Genomic DNA, 18489 nt, shown 5'->3' on the forward strand with positions numbered 1-18489 from the left:
AGTCGTTGACGTAAGTCAAGCAACCGGCGTATCGTTGACGTAGCTCAACTATCGCGCCGATGTCGTCGCGGAACCGTCTCCCGCACGAAAGGGCCCCATGGCTCTCGATTCCTCCACCACGCCCGCCCGGCGCCGCGTCCTGCCCGCCCTGCTCGGGCTCCTCATGGGCATGTTCGTGTCGATGCTGGCTTCGACCGTCGTGTCCACCTCGCTCCCCGTGATCGTCCACGATCTCAACGGCGATCAGGCCGTGTACACGTGGGTCGTCACCTCGACGCTGCTGACGACCGCCATCTCGACGCCCATCTGGGGCAAGCTCGCCGACCTGTTCAACCGCAAGCTGCTCATCCAGATCGCGATCACGCTGTTCGTCCTCGCCACTGCCGCCGCCGGGTTCTCGCAGAACCCCGAGACCCTGATCACGTTCCGCGCGATCCAGGGCGTGGGCACGGGCGGCCTGGCCGCCCTCAGCCAGGTCATCATGGCCGACATCATCAGCCCGCGCGAGCGGGGTCGCTACATGGGTCTGTTCGGGGCCGTGATGGCCGTCGCCACGGTGGGCGGACCGCTCTTGGGCGGCCTCATCACCGACGCGTTCGGATGGCGGTGGAACTTCTTCGTCGCCCTGCCCTTCGCCGTGGCCGCTCTGATCATCCAGCAGCGCACGCTGCACCTGCCGAAGCATCCGCCCCGCAAGGTCCGCATCGACTACCTGGGCATCGTGTTCCTGGCCACAGCCGTCTCCCTCCTGCTGATCTGGATCACCAACGCCGGCCAGACCTTCGAGTGGGCCAGCACCGAGACCGCCCTCATGGTGGGTGGTGCCACGCTGGCGACGGTGCTGTTCATCGTCACCGAGCTGAAGGTGCCCGAGCCCCTCGTGCCGCTGAATCTCTTCCGCGACGCGACGTTCACCCTCTCGGTGGTGGCGTCGATCGCGACGGGCCTGGCCATGTTCGGCACGTCGGTGTACCTCAGCCAGTACATGCAGCTCGCCCGTGGCGCCTCGCCGACCGAGGCCGGGCTCCTCACGATCCCGATGATCGCGGGCCTGCTGATCGCCTCGATCGTCGTGGGCGCGCTCATCACCCGCTACGGGCGCTGGAAGGCCTACCTCGTCCTGGGCGCCGTGCTGCTGATCGCCGGCTCGTTCCTGCTGTCGACCATCCGCTACGACACCTCGCTCGTGCTCGTCGGCGTCTACATGTTCCTCCTGGGTGCCGGTGTCGGCATGACGATGCAGAACCTGGTCCTGATCGTCCAGAACACCGCCGACCCTGCCACCCTCGGCACCTCGAGCGCGGCAGTGGCGTTCTTCCGCAGCCTCGGCGGCACGGTCGGCGTCTCGGTGATGGGCGCGACGGTGGCCGCATCCGTGACCTCGCTGCTGGCGAGCCGGCAGGCCGAGCTGGCGACGGCCATCGCCGGGCTCGGACCGGCGGGGGCGAGTGTGGCCGATCAGCTGCAGTCCGGCTCGCTTCCCCAGGTGTCGGCCCTTCCCGAGGCGGTGCGCGTGATCTTCGAACAGGTCTACGCCACCTCCATCGCGCAGGCGTTCCTCATCGCCGTCCCCCTTGCGGTGATCAGCCTCCTCGCCATCGTCTTCCTGCCGAACCACCCGCTCACGCGGATGACCACCGCCGAGCGCCTCGCCGCCGGCGAGGCCGACCTGGCCACGGTGTCCACCGCCGAAGGCATGGCCGCGCTGAGCGCCACCGGCTCCGTCGAGGCCGTGCAGGACGGTGGGCCGCGGCGCTCGGGCCGGCCGGATACGCGGAAGAATGACTGACGTGACCCCGGATGCCGACCCTGCCCGCGCCGCCGACGGCGACGAGCGCACGGACGCGATCAACGCGCTGGAGGGATCGTTCTCGGAACTCGTGACGGTGTTCCGCCGGCTCCTCGCCGAGGCGGCGGACACGGCGAGCCCCGGGATGCTGCCGGGGACGTTCAAGGTGCTCTCCGCGGTGAATCGCCTCGGGCCGGTCACCCTGTCGGCCCTTGCCGAGCGCCTGACCGCCGACAAGGGCCTCACCAGTCGCAGCGTCAGTGAGCTCGAGGGGCTCGGCTTCGTCGTTCGCACACCCGACCCGCTGGACCGCCGCTCGCGTCTGATCGCGGTCACGCCGCTGGGCACCGAGCGGCTCGCCGCCGCGCGCACCCCCCACAGCGGCCGGCTGACCGCGGCTCTCGCGGACTGGTCGGTGGAGGACATCCGCCACGCCGCCGTGCTGCTGTCGGCCCTGGCGACAGGCCGGGCACCCGGCGATGCGCGGTAGCGAGCTCGGGAGCTTCTCCGGGCAGTGACCGCCGCGTAACACCGGCGAGACATTGCTCGGCTTGACTGGACATCGTCCCAGTCACCTGTGCTGCCGACGCCGACCGCACGGAAGGAGCGACGGATGAGATTCCGCCCGCTGCGCCCCGAGCCCGCTCCCACGGGCACCGTCCTCACCCCGCCAGCCGCGCCTCCGGCGAGGATGCGGGCCCAGGTGCTGGACGCCGTGGGCGACACCGCCGTGCTGCGCCCGGCCGAGGTCGAGGTCCCCGCCCCGGCGCTCAGCGAAGTGCTCGTGCGTGTCGTGGCTGCCGGCGTCAACCAGATCGACGCCAAGACCCGGACCGGCGCCGGGGTGTCGGGACAGATCTGCCACTACCCCGCGACGCTCGGGTACGACTTCAGCGGTGTCGTGGTGAAGGCCCCCTTCGAGGCCTACCCCTTCCCGCCCGGCACCGAGGTCTTCGGGATGTCCGCCTTCCCCCGGAGCCCGGGAAGCTACGCCGAGTACGTCGTGGCCCCGGCGCTGTCCATCGCCCGCAAGCCCGCGTCGCTCTCGCACGTCGAGGCGGCCGGGGTGCCCCTGGCCGCGCTGACGGCGTGGGGCATCGTGGTGGAGACCGCGCTGGCGCATGAGGGGCAGCGCATCCTCATCCACGCCGGCAGCGGCGGGGTCGGTCACTTCGCCGTCCAGTTCGCCGCGTACTTCGGCGCCCATGTCATCGCGACCGGCTCCGCCCGCAATGCCCACTGGCTGCGGGATCTGGGTGCCGCGGTCGTGGTGGACCATTCGACGCAGCGCTTCGAGGAGGTCGCCACCGAGGTCGACGTCGTGATCGACCTCGTCGGCAACGACTCCGCGCAGACAGGAACGCGATCGCTCGCCGTCCTGCGCCCCGGCGGCCTGCTGATCGAGGTGCCCCGCGGCACATGGCCGGGTTTCACCGAGGATGCGGCGGCGGCCGGTGTCCGCGCGACCGGCTACACCGTCATCCCCGACGGCGGGGTGCTCGCCACGATCGCGCGCCTGCTCGACTCCGGCGCCGTGCAGGTGTACATCGACCGCGTCTTCGATCTGGCCGATGCGGCCGACGCCCACGCCGAGCTCGAGCGCGGCCACGCGCGCGGGAAGGTCGTCCTGCGCGTCAGCGACGACTAGGCGCGCGGCTCAGATCACGCGGTCGTTTCCGCCGTCCACGCTCACGTGGGCGCCGGTGGTCGCCGGGAACGACGTGCACAGGGCGACCACGGCCTCGGCGACAGTGGCGCTGCGCACCTCGATCCCGAGCAGGTTGCGGGTGCGGTACTCCGCCACCGTGAGACCGTAATGGGCAGCGCGGGCCTCGAGCAGTTCGGGGGTCCAGATGGCCGTGTCGAACACGGCGTCCGGCTCGACCTGGTTCACGCGGATGCGGTCGGCCGCCCACTCCAGCGCGGCCACACGTGCCAGCTGCGCCGCCGCGGTCTTGCTGGCCGAATAGGCCGCCGCACCCGGACCGGGCGCCGCGACGTTCTTCGTCGAGACCAGCACGACGCGGCCACCCCGGGGCGAGCGCGCCAGCACGGGGTGCACGGCGCGCAGGAGCCGCATGGGAGCGGTGACGTTGACACGGAGGGCACGGTCCCACGCGTCGTCGGCCACCTCGGCGATCGCCTGGGAGGGCGGGAAGATGCCCGCGGCGATCACGACGATGTCAACCCCGCCGAACTCGCGCACGGCCGCGTCCACCGCCGTGTCGAGAACGGCGGGATCGCTCACGTCGCCGACGATGCCGCGCCACGCGTCTGCGGAGCTGACCGATGTCACGGCGGCCGAGAGGTCGATGCCGACCACGGCCGCACCGTCGGCGATGAGCTGCTCGGCGACCGCACGGCCGATCCCGGACGCCGCCCCGGTCACGATGGCGACCTCACCGGTGAGCGGCCGGCGCGTGCGCCCCGCCAGTTTCGCCTGCTCCAGCGACCAGTACTCGATGTCGAACGTGTCGGATTCGTCCAGCGAACGGTATCCGCCGAGGCGGTCGGCCGCGTCGATCACGTCCATCGTGTGGATCGCCACGTCGGCGGTGACCTGCAGGTCCGTGACGGACTCCCCCGCGAAGAGACAGCCCAGCGCCGGATCGAAGACGACGCGCGGCGCCGGATCGAGTTCGGTGATCTCCGTCTCCGCCCGCGGGCGATGCCGCGCGACGTATTCGCGATAACGCGTGGCGTACGCGGCGACATCCCGGCCCACGAGCGGTTCCCGCTTGGTGTACAGCACGTGCTCGGGGGTCGCCGTTCCGCGGCCGGCGAGGGCTGCCACCTCCGGACGCCGCGCGAACCCGTCGGCACGACTGGATGCCGACTGCCGCACGAGCATCGGTCGCCCGGCCGCGCAGGAGAGGTCCTGACGCAAACCGGCGACCGCCTCCACGGCACCCGAGCGATCGACCACCGGCCCCGGATCACCCCAGGCCGACACACCGGCGGCGGCGGAGGCGCGGTCCACGAGATCGCGGTGCCGGGCCAGCGTCGCGTCCGGATCGTCGCCGAAGGTGAACAGTCCGTGGTTGCTGAGCACCACCGCATCCACGCCCGAAACGTCCGTCCGGGCGACCAGGCGTGCGAGCCCGAACCCCGGCTTGACGTACGGCAGTACGAGCACCCGCTCGCCGAGCACATCGGTGATGTCGGAGGCTGCGACGTCACGGTTGGTGAGCGCCACGATCGCGTCGGCGTGCGAGTGCAGGACGACGCGCCCGGGGAGGTAGGCGTGCAGGAGCGCTTCGATCGACGCGATGGGCGCCGATGCGTCGAGCGAGGCCTGGCGCAGTTCGTTCACCATGGCGGCGTCGTCCAGCTGCTCCAGCTGCAGCAGATCGTGCAGGCGCGCGCGGCGCAGGGGCGCGAAACCCGCCGCCTGGATCGTGCCGAGGTTCCAGCCGCTGCCCTTCACCAGGACGAGCTCGACCGGCTCACCGGTGACATCGACGCCGGTGGTCTTGATCGAGGTGTTGCCACCGCCGTGCAGGACGTACGCGGGATCGGAGCCGAGGGCGCGACTGATCCGAACGATGTCGGCCAGGGCATCGGGAGACGGGGAGGCGCTCACGCCGTCGCCTCCCATACCGCCTTCATGGCGTCGAGGGCGCGGTCGAACGTCACGGCCTGCCGCGCGTAGTCCGCGGCGCACTCGCCCGGCTCGACCACGAGCCGCGGATCCGGGTCCGCGTGCCACGACGCGGTGTCCATGCCGACGCCCCGCGCGGCGAGCCACGCGACGCCACGGGCACCCAGTTCCGTCCCCAGCTGACGCCGCATGGGGTGACCGACGATGTCGGCGAACATCTGCGCCCACAGGGGGTTCTTCGCCCCGCCTCCGGCGAGCGTCCACGGCCCGGCGGAGACCTCCGCCCCACTGGAGCGGACCTTCCCGAGTTGCACGCGGTGGTACTGCGTGATGCCTTCGGCCACGGCGCGGGCGACGTGCGGATAACCGTGGTTCCCCTTGACGCCGAGGAAGGTGCCCGAGGCGCCGAGATGCTCGGGGGCGCCATGGATGAAGGGGAGGAACAGCAGGCCGTCGGCCAGCGGCGGCGCGCTCTGCCCCGCGGTCAGCAGGTCTCGTGGCGTGACGGGGATCGTCGCTCGCGCGCCGAGGAGGCCGGCAGCCCACTCGATGCTGGCCGCAGACGTCGGCGCCACCTCCATGGCGAGCATGGCGGACGGATCGGGCAGCAGCGCGTTGATCGTGACGCGCGGCGGATCCGTGTCGGCCGGCACCACGACGCCGTTGATGGCCCATGTGCCGACGATCACCGTGACATCGCCCAGAGCGGTCGCACCGGCGCCCAACGGGCTGGCGACGCAGTCCATGCAACCGGCGACGACCGGGGTCCCCACCGGCAGCCCCGTCCGCGCGGCCGCGTCGGCGGTCACACCGCCGACCTTTTCGTCGGAGCTGCGCAGCGGGGGGAACAGCCGGGACGTGTCGGCGGGAAGGCCCAGCAGGTCCAGCACCGCGGGCTCGTAGTCCCGGGTGGCGAGGTTCACCAGGCCGCACCCGGACGAGTCCGACAGGTCGGCCTGCGCCACCCCGGCCAGGCACGCCGTTATCCAGTCCTTGCATGTGAGCGCCCAGCTCGCCCGTTGGAGGACGTCGGGTTCGTGCTCGAGCAGCCAGCGCAGCAGCACGCCCGGCTGGGCGGCCCACGGGATGGACCCCGTCACGCGGCGCACGCTCTCCACCTGCGCCGCGTCCAGGGACGCCACGATCGCCTCGGCGCGGTGGTCCGTCGACGCGATGGCGGCGCGCACCGGGCGCAGGTCCTCATCCACGAGGTACAGGCCGTTGCCGTGACCGGTGGCGGCGACCGCCGCGATCGTCCAGCCCTCTCGTGCCAGTTCGCCGGTGAGGTCGCGCAGCACGTCGGCGACGACGTCCCAGAGCGCATCCATGTCCACCTCCTGGCGCTCGCGCGAGACGGCGACGCGCGGGTTGGGGGCGGAGACGGTGCGGATCTCGTTGCCGGCCTCGTCGAAGGCCGCCGCCTTCGCCGAGGTCAGGCCGACGTCGATCCCGATGACACACGTGCTCATGATGCTGTCCGCTCTCCTCTGCTCACAGCGTCCGGTCGGCATCGGAGGCGCCCTGCAGTGCTCTCGGCACGAAGCGCCGAACCGATTCACGGTAGCGCGCGACCTCCGCGTCGGCGTGTTCCTCGCTCCAGCCGGCATACGCCACCAGAACCGCCGCCGCCCGCGGTGCGCAGGACAGCCCCACATCGCTGTTCAGGGCGATCACGGTGCGCCGCAGCAGCACATCCTCCAACGTCACCGCGCCTTCTTCGCGCACCGCGTGGAGGATCTCGGCCGCGATCGCGCCCGTCTCCTCGTCGACGATCTCCGAGAGGGCCGGGTCTGTCGCGGCCAGCATCTCGATATCCCGCGCGAGGGTGCCGTACACGTCGGCCAGGCGGGCGGCGGTGCGCTCGGGCAGCGAGCTGCGCGCGACGAACGAGGCACGGAACTGCGCGACGTCTTCGGCGGGGGCGCCGGGGAAGCGCGCTTCGCGCGTCGGCGAAGCCTCGCGCGGGAGCCCCAGCTGCTTCTCGATCTTTCGCAGGGTCTGCTCGCCGAGTGCGCGATGCGTGGTGTACTTGCCGCCGATGATCGTCAGGAGCCCCGTGGAATCCCCGTCGTGAACGACGATCTCGCTGTCCCGGCTGACCGAGGAGGGGTCCGTCAGGTCGGCGACGTAGGGCAGCGGGCGCACACCCGAGTAGGACCACAGCACGTGGTCGGGCGTGAGCCCCGCGTCGGGGATGATCGTGTTGACCGACGCCAGGAGGTAGGCCACCTCGTCCTGGTCGATCGCGATGTCCTCGATCGAGCCGTCGTACGGCAGGTCGGTCGTGCCCAGCATGAAACGTCCGTCCCACCAGGGCAGGACGAACATGGGGCGACCGTCCTGCGGCGAGTCGAAGAAGACGCACGTGGCGGGAGCGCCAGGGAAAGCGTCCACCACGAGGTGGCTGCCCTTCGTGGGACCGATCCGGCGGGGGTGCGTGCCGGCGAGGGCGAGGACCTCGTCCACCCAGGGGCCCGCGGAGTTCACCACGACGGGGGCGCGCAGTTCGCGCTCCTGCCCGCTCTCCCGGTCCTGGTAGACCACACCGGCGATCCGACCGCCGTCACGCAGCAGCGCGGTGACGGGAGTGTGGGTGAGCACGGTTGCGCCGTTGCGCGACGCGTCGATCGCGAGTTCAGTGGCGAACCGCTCCGTCACGGGCACGTGGGCGTCCTGGAACAGACCGCCCCACTTCACGCCGGCTTTCGCCACCGACGGCCACTCGCGACGGAGGCGGCCGCCGAAGACGATGCGGTTCAGCGGCAGGCGTTTACCGATCGCGAGCACGTCGTGCACGATGAGGCCGCACGACATCAGCCAGCCGGGCGTCTTGTTCCACTTCGCGAACGGGATCAGCATCGGGTAGGGCAGCACGAGGTGCGGCGCCGTCTTCAGCAGGATGTTGCGCTCCCGGATCGACTCGAAGACCAGCGGGATCTCGAACCGGGGGAGGTACTTCAGTCCACCGTGGATGAGCCGCGTCGAGATCGCCGACGTCCTCGCGGCGATGTCGTCGCGGTCGATCATGACGACGTGGAGTCCCCGGGCGGCCGCTTCACGCGTGATGGCGAGACCGTTGATCCCGGCGCCGATCACGACGACGTCAGCCGACTGGGGCGCGCTATGGGTGCGCAGAGTGGGCATGGGATTGTGTCCTTCGGACGTGCGGGCGCCCGGCCGGGCGCCCGCACGTCGGTGTCAGTGGGAGAGGGACTGGAAGAGCTCGTACGCCTCGGTCGGGGTGAGGCCGTCGTGCACGACGCCACGGACGGCGGCGAGCATGGCGGCCGGATGCTCGGATTGGAACACGTTGCGTCCCATGTCGACGCCGGCGGCTCCCTCCTGCATGGCCTGGTACGCCACGCGCAGGGCCTCCTGCTCCTCGACCTTCTTGCCGCCGGCGATGACGATCGGCACGGGGCACGCGCTCGTGATCGTCTCGAAGCCCTCTTCGACGTAGTAGGTCTTCACGAAGGCGGCGCCCAGTTCGGCGCTGATGCGGGTGGCGAGACGGAAGTACCGCGCGTCGCGCACCATGTCGCGACCGACGGCGGTGACCGCGAGCACCGGGATGCCGGTCGCCTGGCCCTGGTCCACGAGCGTCGTGAGGTTCTTGATCGACTTCGTCTCGTTCTCACCGCCGACGAACACCTGCACCGCCAGAGCGGCGGCGTCCAGGCGCACGGCGTCCTCGATCGAGACCGCGAGTTCCTCGTCCGACAGCTCCTTCAGGACGCTCGGTCCGCCCGAGGCGCGCAGCACGATGCCCTTGCCGTTCTCGGCCGGGATGGTGGTGCGCAGAGCACCGCGGGTGCACATGAGGGCATCGGCCTGCGGGACCAGGGGCAGGATGGAGCGCTCGAGGTTCTCCAGCCCGGAGGTGGGGCCCTGGAAGTAGCCGTGATCGAACGCGAGCATGACGGTCTTGCCGTCGCTCGGGTCGAACACGCGCGACAGACGCGCGCGCATGCCCCAGTCCTGTCCGGACTGGCCCTTCAGGTGGAATCCGCCGGAGGCCGTGCGGGCGGCGGAGAAGTCCGTGCCGTCGCGGAGGTCGTCGAGGTCAGCCATTGATGGGCTCCTTCTGTGTTGTGGTGGTGGTGGACGCTGCCTGCGGCGCGCCCGGGGTCAGGGAGGCACGCAGTCGCCGGATGCTGGTGCGACCGGTGCCGGTGGCGGCGGAGGCGACGATCACGACGAGGACGACGAGGACGCCCTTCAGCACGTTCTGGGCGCCGACCGACCAGCCGACGAGGTTGAGCAGCCCCGACAGCAGCACGAAGAAGAGGGCGCCGGTCCACGCACCGGTCGCGACCGGGCGTCCACCGGAGATGAGCGTGCCGCCGATCACGACGACGGCGATCGAATCGAGCATGTACGAGGTGCCCAGCTGCGTGCTGGGCGAGATGAACGCGGCCAGCAGGCCGCCCACGAGGCCGGCGAAGCCGGCGCTCATGAGGTAGGCGGTCGCGGTGACGGCGACGACCTTCAGCCCCGCACGCTCGGCAGCGCGCTCGCTCTGGCCCACCGCGATGATCGACAGACCCAGGCGCGTGCGGCGCAGCAGGAACCAGATGACCACCGTGACGAGCACCACGAGGAGGGCGATGACCGGGATGCCGAGCACCTTGGCGTTGACGAAGGAGCGCAGTGCCGGATGCGCGCCGCCGCGTGCGGCATCGGCGAGCAGCAGCGTGGCGCTGGTGACCACGAGACTGGTCGCGAGGGTCGCGATGATCGGGGGGACCCGAAGGAGCAGGATGGCCGCGACGCTGACCGCGCCCGCGGCGACACCGGCAGCCGCGGCGGCGGCGAGCCCGACGACCGGCCCCGCCGTCGCTCCGACGGCGACCGAGACGTACGAGGACATCGAGACGATCGTGCCGACCGACACGTCGATGTTGCCGGGACCGAGGGTGATGACGAGCATCTGTCCCAGCGCGACGAGAACGAGGAACGGCGCCAGGGAGAGCGCCTGGGTCAGCGGGTCCAGCGGTGCGCCCGGGCGCACCGCGACGATGACGGCCCACACGGCCAGCACGCCGATGAGCGACCACCCCCACGCGGGCCACGTGAAGCGGCGGCGCTCGGACGGTACGGCGTTGTCGATGGCGCTCATCGGACGAACCTCTCGGTGATGATGCGTCCGGCCAGCACAGCGATGACGATGAGTCCCTGTGCTGCCGACTGCAGGCTGGAGGGCAGGTTGATGAGGCTCAGCAGAACGGTGATGAGCCCGAGGGTGACCGCCCCGAGCGTGGTGCCGATCGGCATCGCGCGCCCCCCGGCGAAGGTGCCGCCGCCGAGGATCACGGCGGCGATGGTCATGAGCGTGTACTCGCTGGCCGCGTTGATGTCGCCCGACCAGGTCTGGGAGGCGAGCATGAGCCCGGAGAGGACCATCAGGATCGCAGCGATCACGTACGCGGCGATGCGGGTCGCTGCCAGGGACACGCCCGCCTTCTCGAGCGTCGGGGCCTGGGAGCCGAGTGCCCGCATCCGCGTGCCGATGCGAGCGCGGCGGGTGACGTACCAGCCGATCACGGTGGCGGCGATGATGAAGATCACGGGAGCCGGGAACCACGTGGGCCGCCACGTCGAGATGACCGACAGCCACTCGGGCGTCGCCCCTCCCGGCGTCGGGCGGATCTGGAGGCCGATGCCCAGCCAGACGAACGACATGCCGAGCGTGATGATGATGGAGGGCACACCGCGCTGCTGCACGACGTACGCGATGACGGCGTACGCGACGACGATGCCGAGGATCGAGGCGAGCGCGAGCAGCGGCGCGTCGACGAAGAGCGTCGCGGCGATGACGGTGACCAGGCCCACGAGGAACCCGATCCCGAGGTCGATGTCGCCGACGCTCATGATGATCATCTGCGCCTGCGCGGCGAGCACGAGGGGCACCGACGACATGAGCATCAGGGTGAGGCCGGGCACGCTCAGGATGCCGGGCTGCAGCGTCGCCGTGATGGCGAAGATCGCCACCAGCGCCACGAGCGCGAGCAGGGCGGGCGATCCGTTCACGGCGCCGGCGCGCAGGCGCTGACCCGTGGACGGGAATGAAGCGGTGGCGGTGCTCATCGAGCGTCCTCCTGCGTGCGGTCGTCGCCGCCGAACGAGTCGGCGATGATGCGGTCCTCGGTGATGTCATCGCCGGCGAGTTCGCTCACGATGCGACCCGAGCGGAACACATAGACGCGATCGCAGTGCGCCATCTCGCTGTTCTCCGTGGAGTACCAGACGATCGAGCGGCCCCGTGAGGCCTCCACGCGCATGAGGGCGTAGAGCTCGTTCTTGGTGGCGACGTCGACACCGCGGAAGGGGTCGTCCAGCAGCACGAGCGCCGCATCCGTGGCGAACGCCCGGGCGACGAGCACCTTCTGCTGGTTCCCGCCCGAGAGCGAGGTGATCGGCGCGCGGGCGCCGCCCTTGACGCTCAGGCGCTGCACCCACTCGTCCGCGAGGGCGCGCTTGCGGGCCGAGCGGATCACGCCGCCGGATGAGAGCTGCCGGGAGGCCGAGACGGTGAGGTTCTCTGCCACGCTCCACAGCGGGAAGATGCCGCTGGTCTGCCGGTCGCCGGGCACGTAGGCGCGGCGCTTGGCGACGGTGACGCCCCGCGCGCTGGTCCACAGCCGCCGCAGGAGCGCGTCCTGTCCGTGGCCGGCCAGACCGGCGAGGCCGATGATCTCGCCCGGTTGCACGACGAACGGCACGCCCTCCCCGTGATGCGCGCGACCGTTCCGCCCTGGCGGATATCGGCGCGTTCGGTGGAGGTGACACGGCGGACGGTGGCCGTATCGGCATGCACTTCGCCGCCCATCGTGGACAGCAGCGCCTGCTCCGAGGTGCTGCGTGCCGCGACGGTGTCGACGATGCGGCCGTCCTTCATCACGGCGATGCGGTCGGCATTGGCCAGGACCTCCTGCATCCGATGCGAGATGAGCACCATGCCCACACCGGAGGCGGCGAGCTCGCGCAGGTGCGCATACAGCTGGCCGGTGGCATCCACGCTGAGGGACTCGGTCGGCTCGTCGAGGATGAGCATGGCAAGGTCGGGCGTGCACAGGGCGCGGGCGATCTCGACCATCTGCCGCTGCGCCATCGTGAGATCGCTCGTGCGGCGCACGATCGCGATGCCGTGCCCCGGGAAGACGCGATCGAGCTTCTCGGCGACGTGCCGTTCCGCCGCGCGCCGCCATCCCCAGCCGCGGGCGGCGCGATCGGAGAGCGCGATGTTCTCCGCGACCGTGAGATCGGGGCACAGGGCGAGCTCCTGGTACACCATACGGACGCCGGCGCGGGCGGCGACGGACTGGTTCCACTCCCCGCCGCCACGCCAGCTGACCGTGCCTGCGTCAGGCTGCTCGCGTCCGGCGAGCACGCGCATGAGGGTGCTCTTGCCGGCGCCGTTGTGGCCGACCAGTCCGAGGATCTCGCCCGTCTGCACGGTGACGTCGATCCCGGCGAGGGCAGTGGTGTTGCCGTACCGCTTGGACACGTCCTGCGCCGTCAGCACGACCTGCGTCGCCTGGGGCGATGCAGAGGGGGGACTCTGCGTCACGGATGCCATCGGGTGCTCCTTCGAACTGGTCGGCCGGTCGGTCACTTCTGCAGGGCGGGAGCCTGCACGTCTTCGCCGTTCTCGAGCGCCTCGAGAGCCGCCTCGATGGATGCGTCATCCCATGCGATCGCGGCGTACTCGTCGGTGCCCAGCTCGGCGACCCAGTAGTCGAGGTCCTCCTGCGCGATCTTCACCAGCGGCAGCACGACCTCGGCCGGCACGTCGTCGCCGCGCTCCTTGGCGAGGGCGACGTAGATCGCGGCGACGACCTGACCGGGGTCGGTGAGCGCGGCGAAGGAGCCGTTGTCGATGCCGCTGTCCTTCCAGAACTTCAGCGACTTCCCGTCGGTGTCGAAGACGACGACGGGGGCCTCACGGCCGGCGGATTCGAACGCCTGCACGATGCCCATGCCGCCGATGCAGCCCGGTACCGCCGCGATCTCGGGGAGCGATCCGAGGATTCCGACGATCTCCTTCTGCGCGGTCGCGGAGTCGCAGAAACCGTTGATCTCGGCGGCGACCTTCACGTCGGGGAAGTCGGCGAGGATCTCCTGCTGACGCGCGTGGAAGGCCTCCTCGGGCTGCGAGCCCACGACCCCGCGGTTGATCACGATGTCGCCCTTGCCGCCGATGGCCTCGAGGGCGGGTTCGAGGGAGTCCGCGCCCCACTGGCCGTACTCGTTGCGGACGACCGTGCCGCAACTGGTCTCCATGTCGGCGTCGAGGATGATGACGTTGATGCCGGCGGTGCACGCCTCCTCGATGACGGGCTTGAGCGCGCTGGAGGAGGCCGGGATGACCATGAGGACGTCGGGGTTCTGCAGCATGAGGCTGCGGATCTGCGACGCCTGTTCGGTGGCGCTGTTCTCACCGGGCGCGTTCACCACGGAGTAGTCCGAGACGACGCCCTCTTCCTTGAGCTTGTCCGCCTCGGTCTCGAACTTGTCGATGAGCGTGAGGCGCCATCCGTTGACGAAGCCGTTGGAGAGGGCGATCTTCAGGCCTTCGGGCTCGCCGCCCTCCGAGCCGGAGCCGGCCTCGGCGGTTCCGGCACAGCCGGCCAGCAGCAGGGTCGCGGCGACGGTGGCGGCGACAGCCGTCATCGCGCGGCGGGTGTGGGTGAACTTCATTGTCATTGCCTCCTGGTCCGCTTCGTCGCGAAGTGACGAGCGCTGAGCGATCGGCGCCGATCGGCACCTGTTATTACCAACATGTCATGATGAGTTGGTCATGACCAAGATAGGGACGCGCCCCGGCGCTGTCAATTGCGTCTCGTCCGGCGCCCCGAGCACGCGCGATACGCTCTGAGCACCTGGCGACGGACCGAAGGAGCCGCCATGTCCACACCCGCGCCGTACACCGTCCTCGACCGCGAGGCGGACACGCCGCTGTGGCAGCAACTGGCGAAGGTGCTGCGCGAGGAGATCGAGTCAGGGCAACTCCGCGCGGATCAGGCTCTCCCGTCCGAATCCGAACTCATCGACCGTTACAGCGTGTCGCGGACGGTCGTGCGCGAAGCGCTCGCAGAACTGGTGCGCGCAGGGCTCATCTACAAGGTGCGCGCGCGCGGGTCTTTCGTCGCCCCGCAGCGGCCGGAGCTGAAGTTCATCGGCTCCATGGCAGGTTCCTCCGACGATCTGTCCACCACGGGGCGCAGCGTCACCACGCGCGTGCTGGATTTCGAGGTGCGGCCGGCCAGCGCCGACGACGCCCAGTCGCTCCGCCTCCCCGCCGGCTCTCAGGTCGTCCGCCTGCGTCGCCTGCGCCGCGTGGACGGCACCCCCTGGCTCCTCGTGGACACGGTCCTCCCCTACGACCGCTTCCCCACCCTGCGTCGGGCGAACCTGGAGAACCGGTCGCTCTACGAGCATCTGCGCCGCCACTTCGGCGTGCACCCCAGCGGGGCGGACAGATGGATCAGCGCCGTCGTGCCCGGAGCCGAGGATGCGCGGCTGCTGGAGTTGCAGCCGGGCCAGCCCGTGCTGTCCATCGAATCGGTGGCGTGGGACGACGACGGGGTGCCCTTCGAGCGGTACAACGCGCTGCACCGCAGCGACGAGTCGCGCTTCCACGTCGGCATCCGCTGAGCACGGCGGGGCCGGACCCGCCGACCTCGGGCGTCACGTGGTGGCGAGCACCCGCGCCCCCTCCTGCACGACCTCGTCGGCGATCTCGTCGAGGAGCGGGGAGGTGAGATTCCACTGCTGCCAGAACAACGGGACGTCCACGGGCGGCCCCCCGAGGCGCACCAGCTCCCCTGACCGCAACAGCTCCGCCGACTGGAACCGGGGAAGCAGGCCCCACCCCAATCCCAGTCCGATCGCGGTGGCGAAGTCGTGCGAGGCGGGCACGAGGTGCCGCGGAGGCGAGGCCGTCGGGCCCTGATCGGCGAGCCAACGCGACTGCAGGTCGTCGCGTCGGTCGAAATCGACCACCGGAGCGCCCGCGAGCGCGTCGCCGTCGACCCCGTCGGGGAACCAGCGCTGCGCGAACCCGGCGCTCGCGACCGCCTCGTACCGCAGCACCCCGACCGCGCGCACGCGACATCCGGGCACCGGCGCCTCCCGAGACGTGATCGCGCCCATCACCGTGCCCGACTCGAGCAGGCCCGCGGTGAAGTCCTGATCGTCACGATGGAGCTGGAAGACCACCCGACGGCGCTGCGCCACACGGGCCAACGGCGGCAGGAACCACGTCGCGAGGGAGTCGGCGTTGACGGCGAGGGGCACGACCGCGGTGGCGGCCTCGTCCGCGCCGATGCCGGCGAGGGCGTCGTGCTCGAGCAGGTCGAGCTGGCGTGCGAGGCGGACGACCGCCTTGCCCGCGTCGGTGGCCTGGACCGGCTTGGTGCGCACGAGCACGACGCGTCCCAGCCGGGCTTCCAGCGCCCGCACGCGCTGGCTCACCGCGGAAGGCGTCACGTGCAGGCGGCGTGCGGCCGCCTCCAGGGTGCCCTCATCCAGGATCACCGCGAGCGTGCGGGCCAGGTCCAGCGGAATAGACATGAAGCCAGGCTAATGGTTCGGAAGAATCCTGAACTGGACGTGACTGCGTCGCGCGCTTAGCGTCGGGGCTGTGCTCCCCTCCTTCTTCGCCGGTCTCGGCCTCGGGCTGACCCTCATCATCGCCATCGGGGCGCAGAACCTCTTCGTGCTCCGTCAGGGGTTGCGCCGCGAGCACGTCCTCGCCGTGGCGGCCGTGTGCGCGATCTCGGATGCTGCCCTCATCGCGCTGGGGGTCTCCGGGCTCGGGCTCGCCCTCACCGCCATCCCCTGGCTCGTGGAGGTGATCCGGTGGGCCGGGGCGCTGTTCCTGCTGGGGTACGGCCTTCTCGCGGCCCGTCGAGCGCTGCGCCCGAGCGGTCACGCGCTCACGGTCGCCGCAGACGCCGCATCCGCTCCCGGCGCCCGGGGGCCCACGACCGTCGTGCGCACCCGCCTGGCTCCCGTGCTGCTGACGTGTCTCGCCCTGACGTGGCTGAACCCGCACGTGTACCTCGACACCGTCTTCTTCCTCGGGCTCGTCGCCAGCGGCCACGGGGAGGCGCGCTGGGTCTTCGCCGCCGGCGCGATGCTCGGCAGCATCGTGTGGTTCTTCGGGCTCGCGTTCGGGGCACGCTATCTCAGCCGGTGGCTCGCCACCCCGCGGGCGTGGCGCATCCTGGACGCGCTCATCGCCGTCGTCATGATCGGACTAGCCATCAGTCTCGTGCTGGTCCCGTGACCGGTGTCGTGGGGCACCATGGGCACATGAAGCGCGTGCACGTCATCGTCCGCGGCGACGTCCAGGGCGTCGGCTACCGCTACACCGCCCGGCTGGAGGCGAACCGGCTCGGCGTGAGCGGATGGGTGCGGAACCGCCGTGACGGCAGTGTGGAAGCGGAGGTGGAGGGCGAAGCAGCCGCCGTCGAGGAGATGCTGGACTGGATGCGGCAGGGCCCACCCGGATCGCGTGTGGACGAACTCACGACCGCGGACAGGGCGCCGGCGGGCGACAGCGCATTCGAGGTGCGCAGCACCGGCTGACCGCCGCGATCAGTCCTCCAGCGGCCGGAGGATGCTGTCGACGAACCGCCGCGTCCGCTCGTGCTGCGGCCGGGTGAACAGCTCGCCGGGCGTGCCGCGCTCGACGATGGCGCCCCGGTCGAAGAACAGCACCTCGTCGGCGACCTTCCGCGCGAACGAGAGTTCGTGCGTGACGATCACCATCGTCCACCCCTCCTCGGCGAGTTCTTTGAGCACCGTCAGCACCTCTCCCACGAGCTCGGGGTCCAGCGCACTGGTGGGTTCGTCGAAGAGCAGGAGGTCGGGTTGCAGCGCGAGGGCGCGCACGATGCCCAGGCGCTGCTGCTGGCCGCCGGACAGCTGGAAGGGGTAGGCGTCGCGCTTCTCGCTCAGTCCCACGCGCTCCAGCAGTGCTTCGGCTCGCGCCACCGCATCCGCCCTGGCGACGCCGTGGGCATGCACCGGCCCCTCGACGACGTTCTGCAGCACGGTGCGGTGCGGGAAGAGGTTGTGGTGCTGGAAGACCATCGCGGAGCGGTCGCGCAGGGCGCGGCGGTCCGACTTCGACACGCGCCGGCCGAAGTCGATGGCCGGTCCCCCTCGAACGCGACGCGGCCGGAGTCGGCGATCTCCAGCCCGTTGAGGCAGCGCAGCACGGTGGTTTTCCCCGAGCCGCTGGGACCGATGAGCACGACCACTTCGCCGCGGCGCACCTCGAAATCGACGCGATCGACGACGCGGTTGACCCCGAAGTGCTTCTCGAGGCCGCTGACGGTGAGGAGCACCCGATCGTCGGCGGCCGCCGGCGGGGACAGCGGATCGTGGCCGGCGGGCTCAGCGTGCGACATAGCGGTCCAGCCTCCTCTCGATCGCGCCCTGACCCGTGGCCAGCACGAGGCAGAACATCCAGTAGATGAACGCCGCTTCGAGGTAGATGATCATGAACTCGTACGTGAAGGCGGCGATGTTCTCCGCGCGTCGGAACAGCTCGGTCACCAGGATGAGCGAGGCGAGCGAGGTGTCCTTGACGAGCGAGATGAAGGTGTTCGACAGCGGCGGGACCGACACGCGGGCCGCCTGCGGGAGCACGATGCGGGTCAGGGTCTTCGTCGGGGAGAGCCCGACGGTGTGGGCCGCCTCCCATTGCCCCTTCGGCACCGAGAGGATCGCCGCGCGGATGACCTCAGCGCCGTACCCGCCGACGTTCAGCGAGAACGCGATCACCGCCGCCGGCCACGGGTCGATCAGCACACCCACGGAGGGGAGCCCGTAGAAGATCACGAAGAGCTGTACCAGCAGCGGCGTCCCGCGGATCACCGAGATGTAGAAGCGGGCCATGCCCGACAGCAGGGGGTTACGCGCGAGGCGCAGCAGGGCGACGCCGAGGGCGATGACCAGGCCGATCGCGAACGACGCCAGCGCCAGCGGGATCGTCCCCGTGAGACCGGCCAGCAGGAGCGGCCAGAACGAGTCGACGACGAGAGGCCACACCTCGTTCACGACGTTCCCTCCCGGCAGCGGGGAC

The 18489-nt window shown here is 70.8% G+C and carries 16 protein-coding genes and 3 pseudogenes; 6 read left to right on the forward strand and 13 right to left on the reverse strand.

Annotation, left to right across the window (positions count from 1 at the left end):
- Window positions 1-97 precede the first annotated feature (97 nt).
- From F6J85_RS13470 to F6J85_RS13480, 3 genes are all read left to right on the forward strand, one after another.
- Complete coding sequence (locus tag F6J85_RS13470; RefSeq protein ID WP_150925704.1) at window positions 98-1789, forward strand: MDR family MFS transporter; 1692 nt, start codon at window positions 98-100, stop codon at window positions 1787-1789.
- Entirely contained in the window at window positions 1782-2279 is a 498-nt protein-coding gene (locus F6J85_RS13475) for a MarR family winged helix-turn-helix transcriptional regulator (protein ID WP_150925707.1), read from the forward strand. The genes F6J85_RS13470 and F6J85_RS13475 overlap by 8 nt, the downstream gene beginning before the upstream one ends.
- Before the next feature lie 123 nt (window positions 2280-2402).
- Complete coding sequence (locus F6J85_RS13480) at window positions 2403-3437, forward strand: NADP-dependent oxidoreductase (RefSeq protein ID WP_150925709.1); 1035 nt, start codon at window positions 2403-2405, stop codon at window positions 3435-3437.
- Window positions 3438-3446: 9 nt separating this feature from the next.
- Here F6J85_RS13480 and F6J85_RS13485 read toward each other — a convergent pair whose 3' ends face one another.
- The 9 genes and pseudogenes from F6J85_RS13485 to F6J85_RS13525 all read right to left on the reverse strand — a co-directional run bounded on the left by F6J85_RS13485 (window position 3447) and on the right by F6J85_RS13525 (window position 14090).
- Window positions 3447-5372: an SDR family NAD(P)-dependent oxidoreductase gene (locus F6J85_RS13485; protein ID WP_202980829.1), complete on the reverse strand. Its 1926-nt coding sequence runs from the start codon at window positions 5370-5372 to the stop codon at window positions 3447-3449.
- A complete protein-coding gene (locus F6J85_RS13490; RefSeq protein ID WP_191906614.1) occupies window positions 5369-6859 on the reverse strand; it encodes an FGGY-family carbohydrate kinase in 1491 nt (496 codons plus the stop codon). The genes F6J85_RS13485 and F6J85_RS13490 overlap by 4 nt, the downstream gene beginning before the upstream one ends.
- 22 nt (window positions 6860-6881) lie before the next feature.
- Window positions 6882-8534 carry a glycerol-3-phosphate dehydrogenase/oxidase gene (locus F6J85_RS13495; protein ID WP_150925716.1) on the reverse strand — a complete coding sequence of 551 codons (1653 nt, stop codon included), beginning with the start codon at window positions 8532-8534 and terminating at the stop codon, window positions 6882-6884.
- Window positions 8535-8588: 54 nt separating this feature from the next.
- A complete protein-coding gene (gene lsrF, locus F6J85_RS13500; protein ID WP_150925717.1) occupies window positions 8589-9461 on the reverse strand; it encodes a 3-hydroxy-5-phosphonooxypentane-2,4-dione thiolase in 873 nt (290 codons plus the stop codon).
- A complete protein-coding gene (locus tag F6J85_RS13505; RefSeq protein ID WP_150925719.1) occupies window positions 9454-10509 on the reverse strand; it encodes an ABC transporter permease in 1056 nt (351 codons plus the stop codon). The genes lsrF and F6J85_RS13505 overlap by 8 nt, the downstream gene beginning before the upstream one ends.
- Window positions 10506-11477 carry an ABC transporter permease gene (locus F6J85_RS13510; protein WP_150925721.1) on the reverse strand — a complete coding sequence of 324 codons (972 nt, stop codon included), beginning with the start codon at window positions 11475-11477 and terminating at the stop codon, window positions 10506-10508. The genes F6J85_RS13505 and F6J85_RS13510 overlap by 4 nt, the downstream gene beginning before the upstream one ends.
- Window positions 11474-12463 (reverse strand): ATP-binding cassette domain-containing protein, encoded by a 990-nt coding sequence (locus F6J85_RS18040; RefSeq protein WP_150927448.1) that lies wholly within the window; start codon window positions 12461-12463, stop codon window positions 11474-11476. The genes F6J85_RS13510 and F6J85_RS18040 overlap by 4 nt, the downstream gene beginning before the upstream one ends.
- Window positions 12433-12969 (reverse strand): annotated as a pseudogene (locus F6J85_RS18045) (ATP-binding cassette domain-containing protein); the annotation flags it as partial. The pseudogene F6J85_RS18045 and the gene F6J85_RS18040, both read right to left, overlap by 31 nt.
- Window positions 12970-13001: 32 nt before the next feature.
- Window positions 13002-14090, reverse strand: a complete 1089-nt coding sequence (locus F6J85_RS13525) for a substrate-binding domain-containing protein (protein WP_191906615.1) — start codon at window positions 14088-14090, stop codon at window positions 13002-13004.
- Window positions 14091-14297: 207 nt separating this feature from the next.
- Between F6J85_RS13525 and F6J85_RS13530 the strand changes: the two genes are divergently transcribed.
- Window positions 14298-15047, forward strand: coding sequence for a GntR family transcriptional regulator (locus F6J85_RS13530; protein ID WP_150925727.1), 750 nt, complete (start codon window positions 14298-14300; stop codon window positions 15045-15047).
- Window positions 15048-15080: 33 nt separating this feature from the next.
- Here F6J85_RS13530 and F6J85_RS13535 read toward each other — a convergent pair whose 3' ends face one another.
- Window positions 15081-15965: a LysR family transcriptional regulator ArgP gene (locus F6J85_RS13535; RefSeq protein ID WP_150925729.1), complete on the reverse strand. Its 885-nt coding sequence runs from the start codon at window positions 15963-15965 to the stop codon at window positions 15081-15083.
- A 70-nt stretch (window positions 15966-16035) separates the two neighbouring features.
- Here F6J85_RS13535 and F6J85_RS13540 point away from each other — a divergent pair, with 70 nt between their 5' ends.
- Together F6J85_RS13540 and F6J85_RS13545 are read left to right on the forward strand one after the other, a co-directional pair.
- Window positions 16036-16683 (forward strand): LysE/ArgO family amino acid transporter, encoded by a 648-nt coding sequence (locus F6J85_RS13540; RefSeq protein WP_202980830.1) that lies wholly within the window; start codon window positions 16036-16038, stop codon window positions 16681-16683.
- Between the two features lie 26 nt (window positions 16684-16709).
- On the forward strand, window positions 16710-16985 hold the full coding sequence (locus tag F6J85_RS13545) for an acylphosphatase (RefSeq protein WP_150925732.1): 276 nt from the start codon (window positions 16710-16712) through the stop codon (window positions 16983-16985).
- A gap of 9 nt (window positions 16986-16994) precedes the next feature.
- Here F6J85_RS13545 and F6J85_RS13550 read toward each other — a convergent pair.
- The 3 genes and pseudogenes from F6J85_RS13550 to F6J85_RS13555 all read right to left on the reverse strand — a co-directional run.
- Window positions 16995-17636, reverse strand: a pseudogene (locus tag F6J85_RS13550) (amino acid ABC transporter ATP-binding protein); the annotation flags it as partial.
- Window positions 17606-17812 (reverse strand): annotated as a pseudogene (locus tag F6J85_RS18340) (ATP-binding cassette domain-containing protein); the annotation flags it as partial. The pseudogenes F6J85_RS18340 and F6J85_RS13550, both read right to left, overlap by 31 nt.
- Window positions 17799-18464, reverse strand: a complete 666-nt coding sequence (locus F6J85_RS13555) for an amino acid ABC transporter permease (protein ID WP_238706961.1) — start codon at window positions 18462-18464, stop codon at window positions 17799-17801. The pseudogene F6J85_RS18340 and the gene F6J85_RS13555, both read right to left, overlap by 14 nt.
- Window positions 18465-18489: the final 25 nt, after the last annotated feature.

This window comes from Microbacterium lushaniae (assembly GCF_008727775.1).
GTDB classification, from domain to species: domain Bacteria; phylum Actinomycetota; class Actinomycetes; order Actinomycetales; family Microbacteriaceae; genus Microbacterium; species Microbacterium lushaniae.

Bases quoted from the DNA above. Each gene is read 5' to 3' on its own strand.
- F6J85_RS13470 (WP_150925704.1), top strand. From the start codon at position 98: ATGGCTCTCGATTCCTCCACCACGCCCGCCCGGCGCCGCGTCCTGCCC.
- F6J85_RS13475 (WP_150925707.1), top strand. From the start codon at position 1,782: ATGACTGACGTGACCCCGGATGCCGACCCTGCCCGCGCCGCCGACGGC.
- F6J85_RS13480 (WP_150925709.1), top strand. From the start codon at position 2,403: ATGAGATTCCGCCCGCTGCGCCCCGAGCCCGCTCCCACGGGCACCGTC.
- F6J85_RS13490 (WP_191906614.1), bottom strand. From the start codon at position 6,859: ATGAGCACGTGTGTCATCGGGATCGACGTCGGCCTGACCTCGGCGAAG.
- F6J85_RS13495 (WP_150925716.1), bottom strand. From the start codon at position 8,534: ATGCCCACTCTGCGCACCCATAGCGCGCCCCAGTCGGCTGACGTCGTC.
- lsrF (WP_150925717.1), bottom strand. From the start codon at position 9,461: ATGGCTGACCTCGACGACCTCCGCGACGGCACGGACTTCTCCGCCGCC.
- F6J85_RS13505 (WP_150925719.1), bottom strand. From the start codon at position 10,509: ATGAGCGCCATCGACAACGCCGTACCGTCCGAGCGCCGCCGCTTCACG.
- F6J85_RS13510 (WP_150925721.1), bottom strand. From the start codon at position 11,477: ATGAGCACCGCCACCGCTTCATTCCCGTCCACGGGTCAGCGCCTGCGC.
- F6J85_RS13525 (WP_191906615.1), bottom strand. From the start codon at position 14,090: ATGAAGTTCACCCACACCCGCCGCGCGATGACGGCTGTCGCCGCCACC.
- F6J85_RS13530 (WP_150925727.1), top strand. From the start codon at position 14,298: ATGTCCACACCCGCGCCGTACACCGTCCTCGACCGCGAGGCGGACACG.
- F6J85_RS13535 (WP_150925729.1), bottom strand. From the start codon at position 15,965: ATGTCTATTCCGCTGGACCTGGCCCGCACGCTCGCGGTGATCCTGGAT.
- F6J85_RS13545 (WP_150925732.1), top strand. From the start codon at position 16,710: ATGAAGCGCGTGCACGTCATCGTCCGCGGCGACGTCCAGGGCGTCGGC.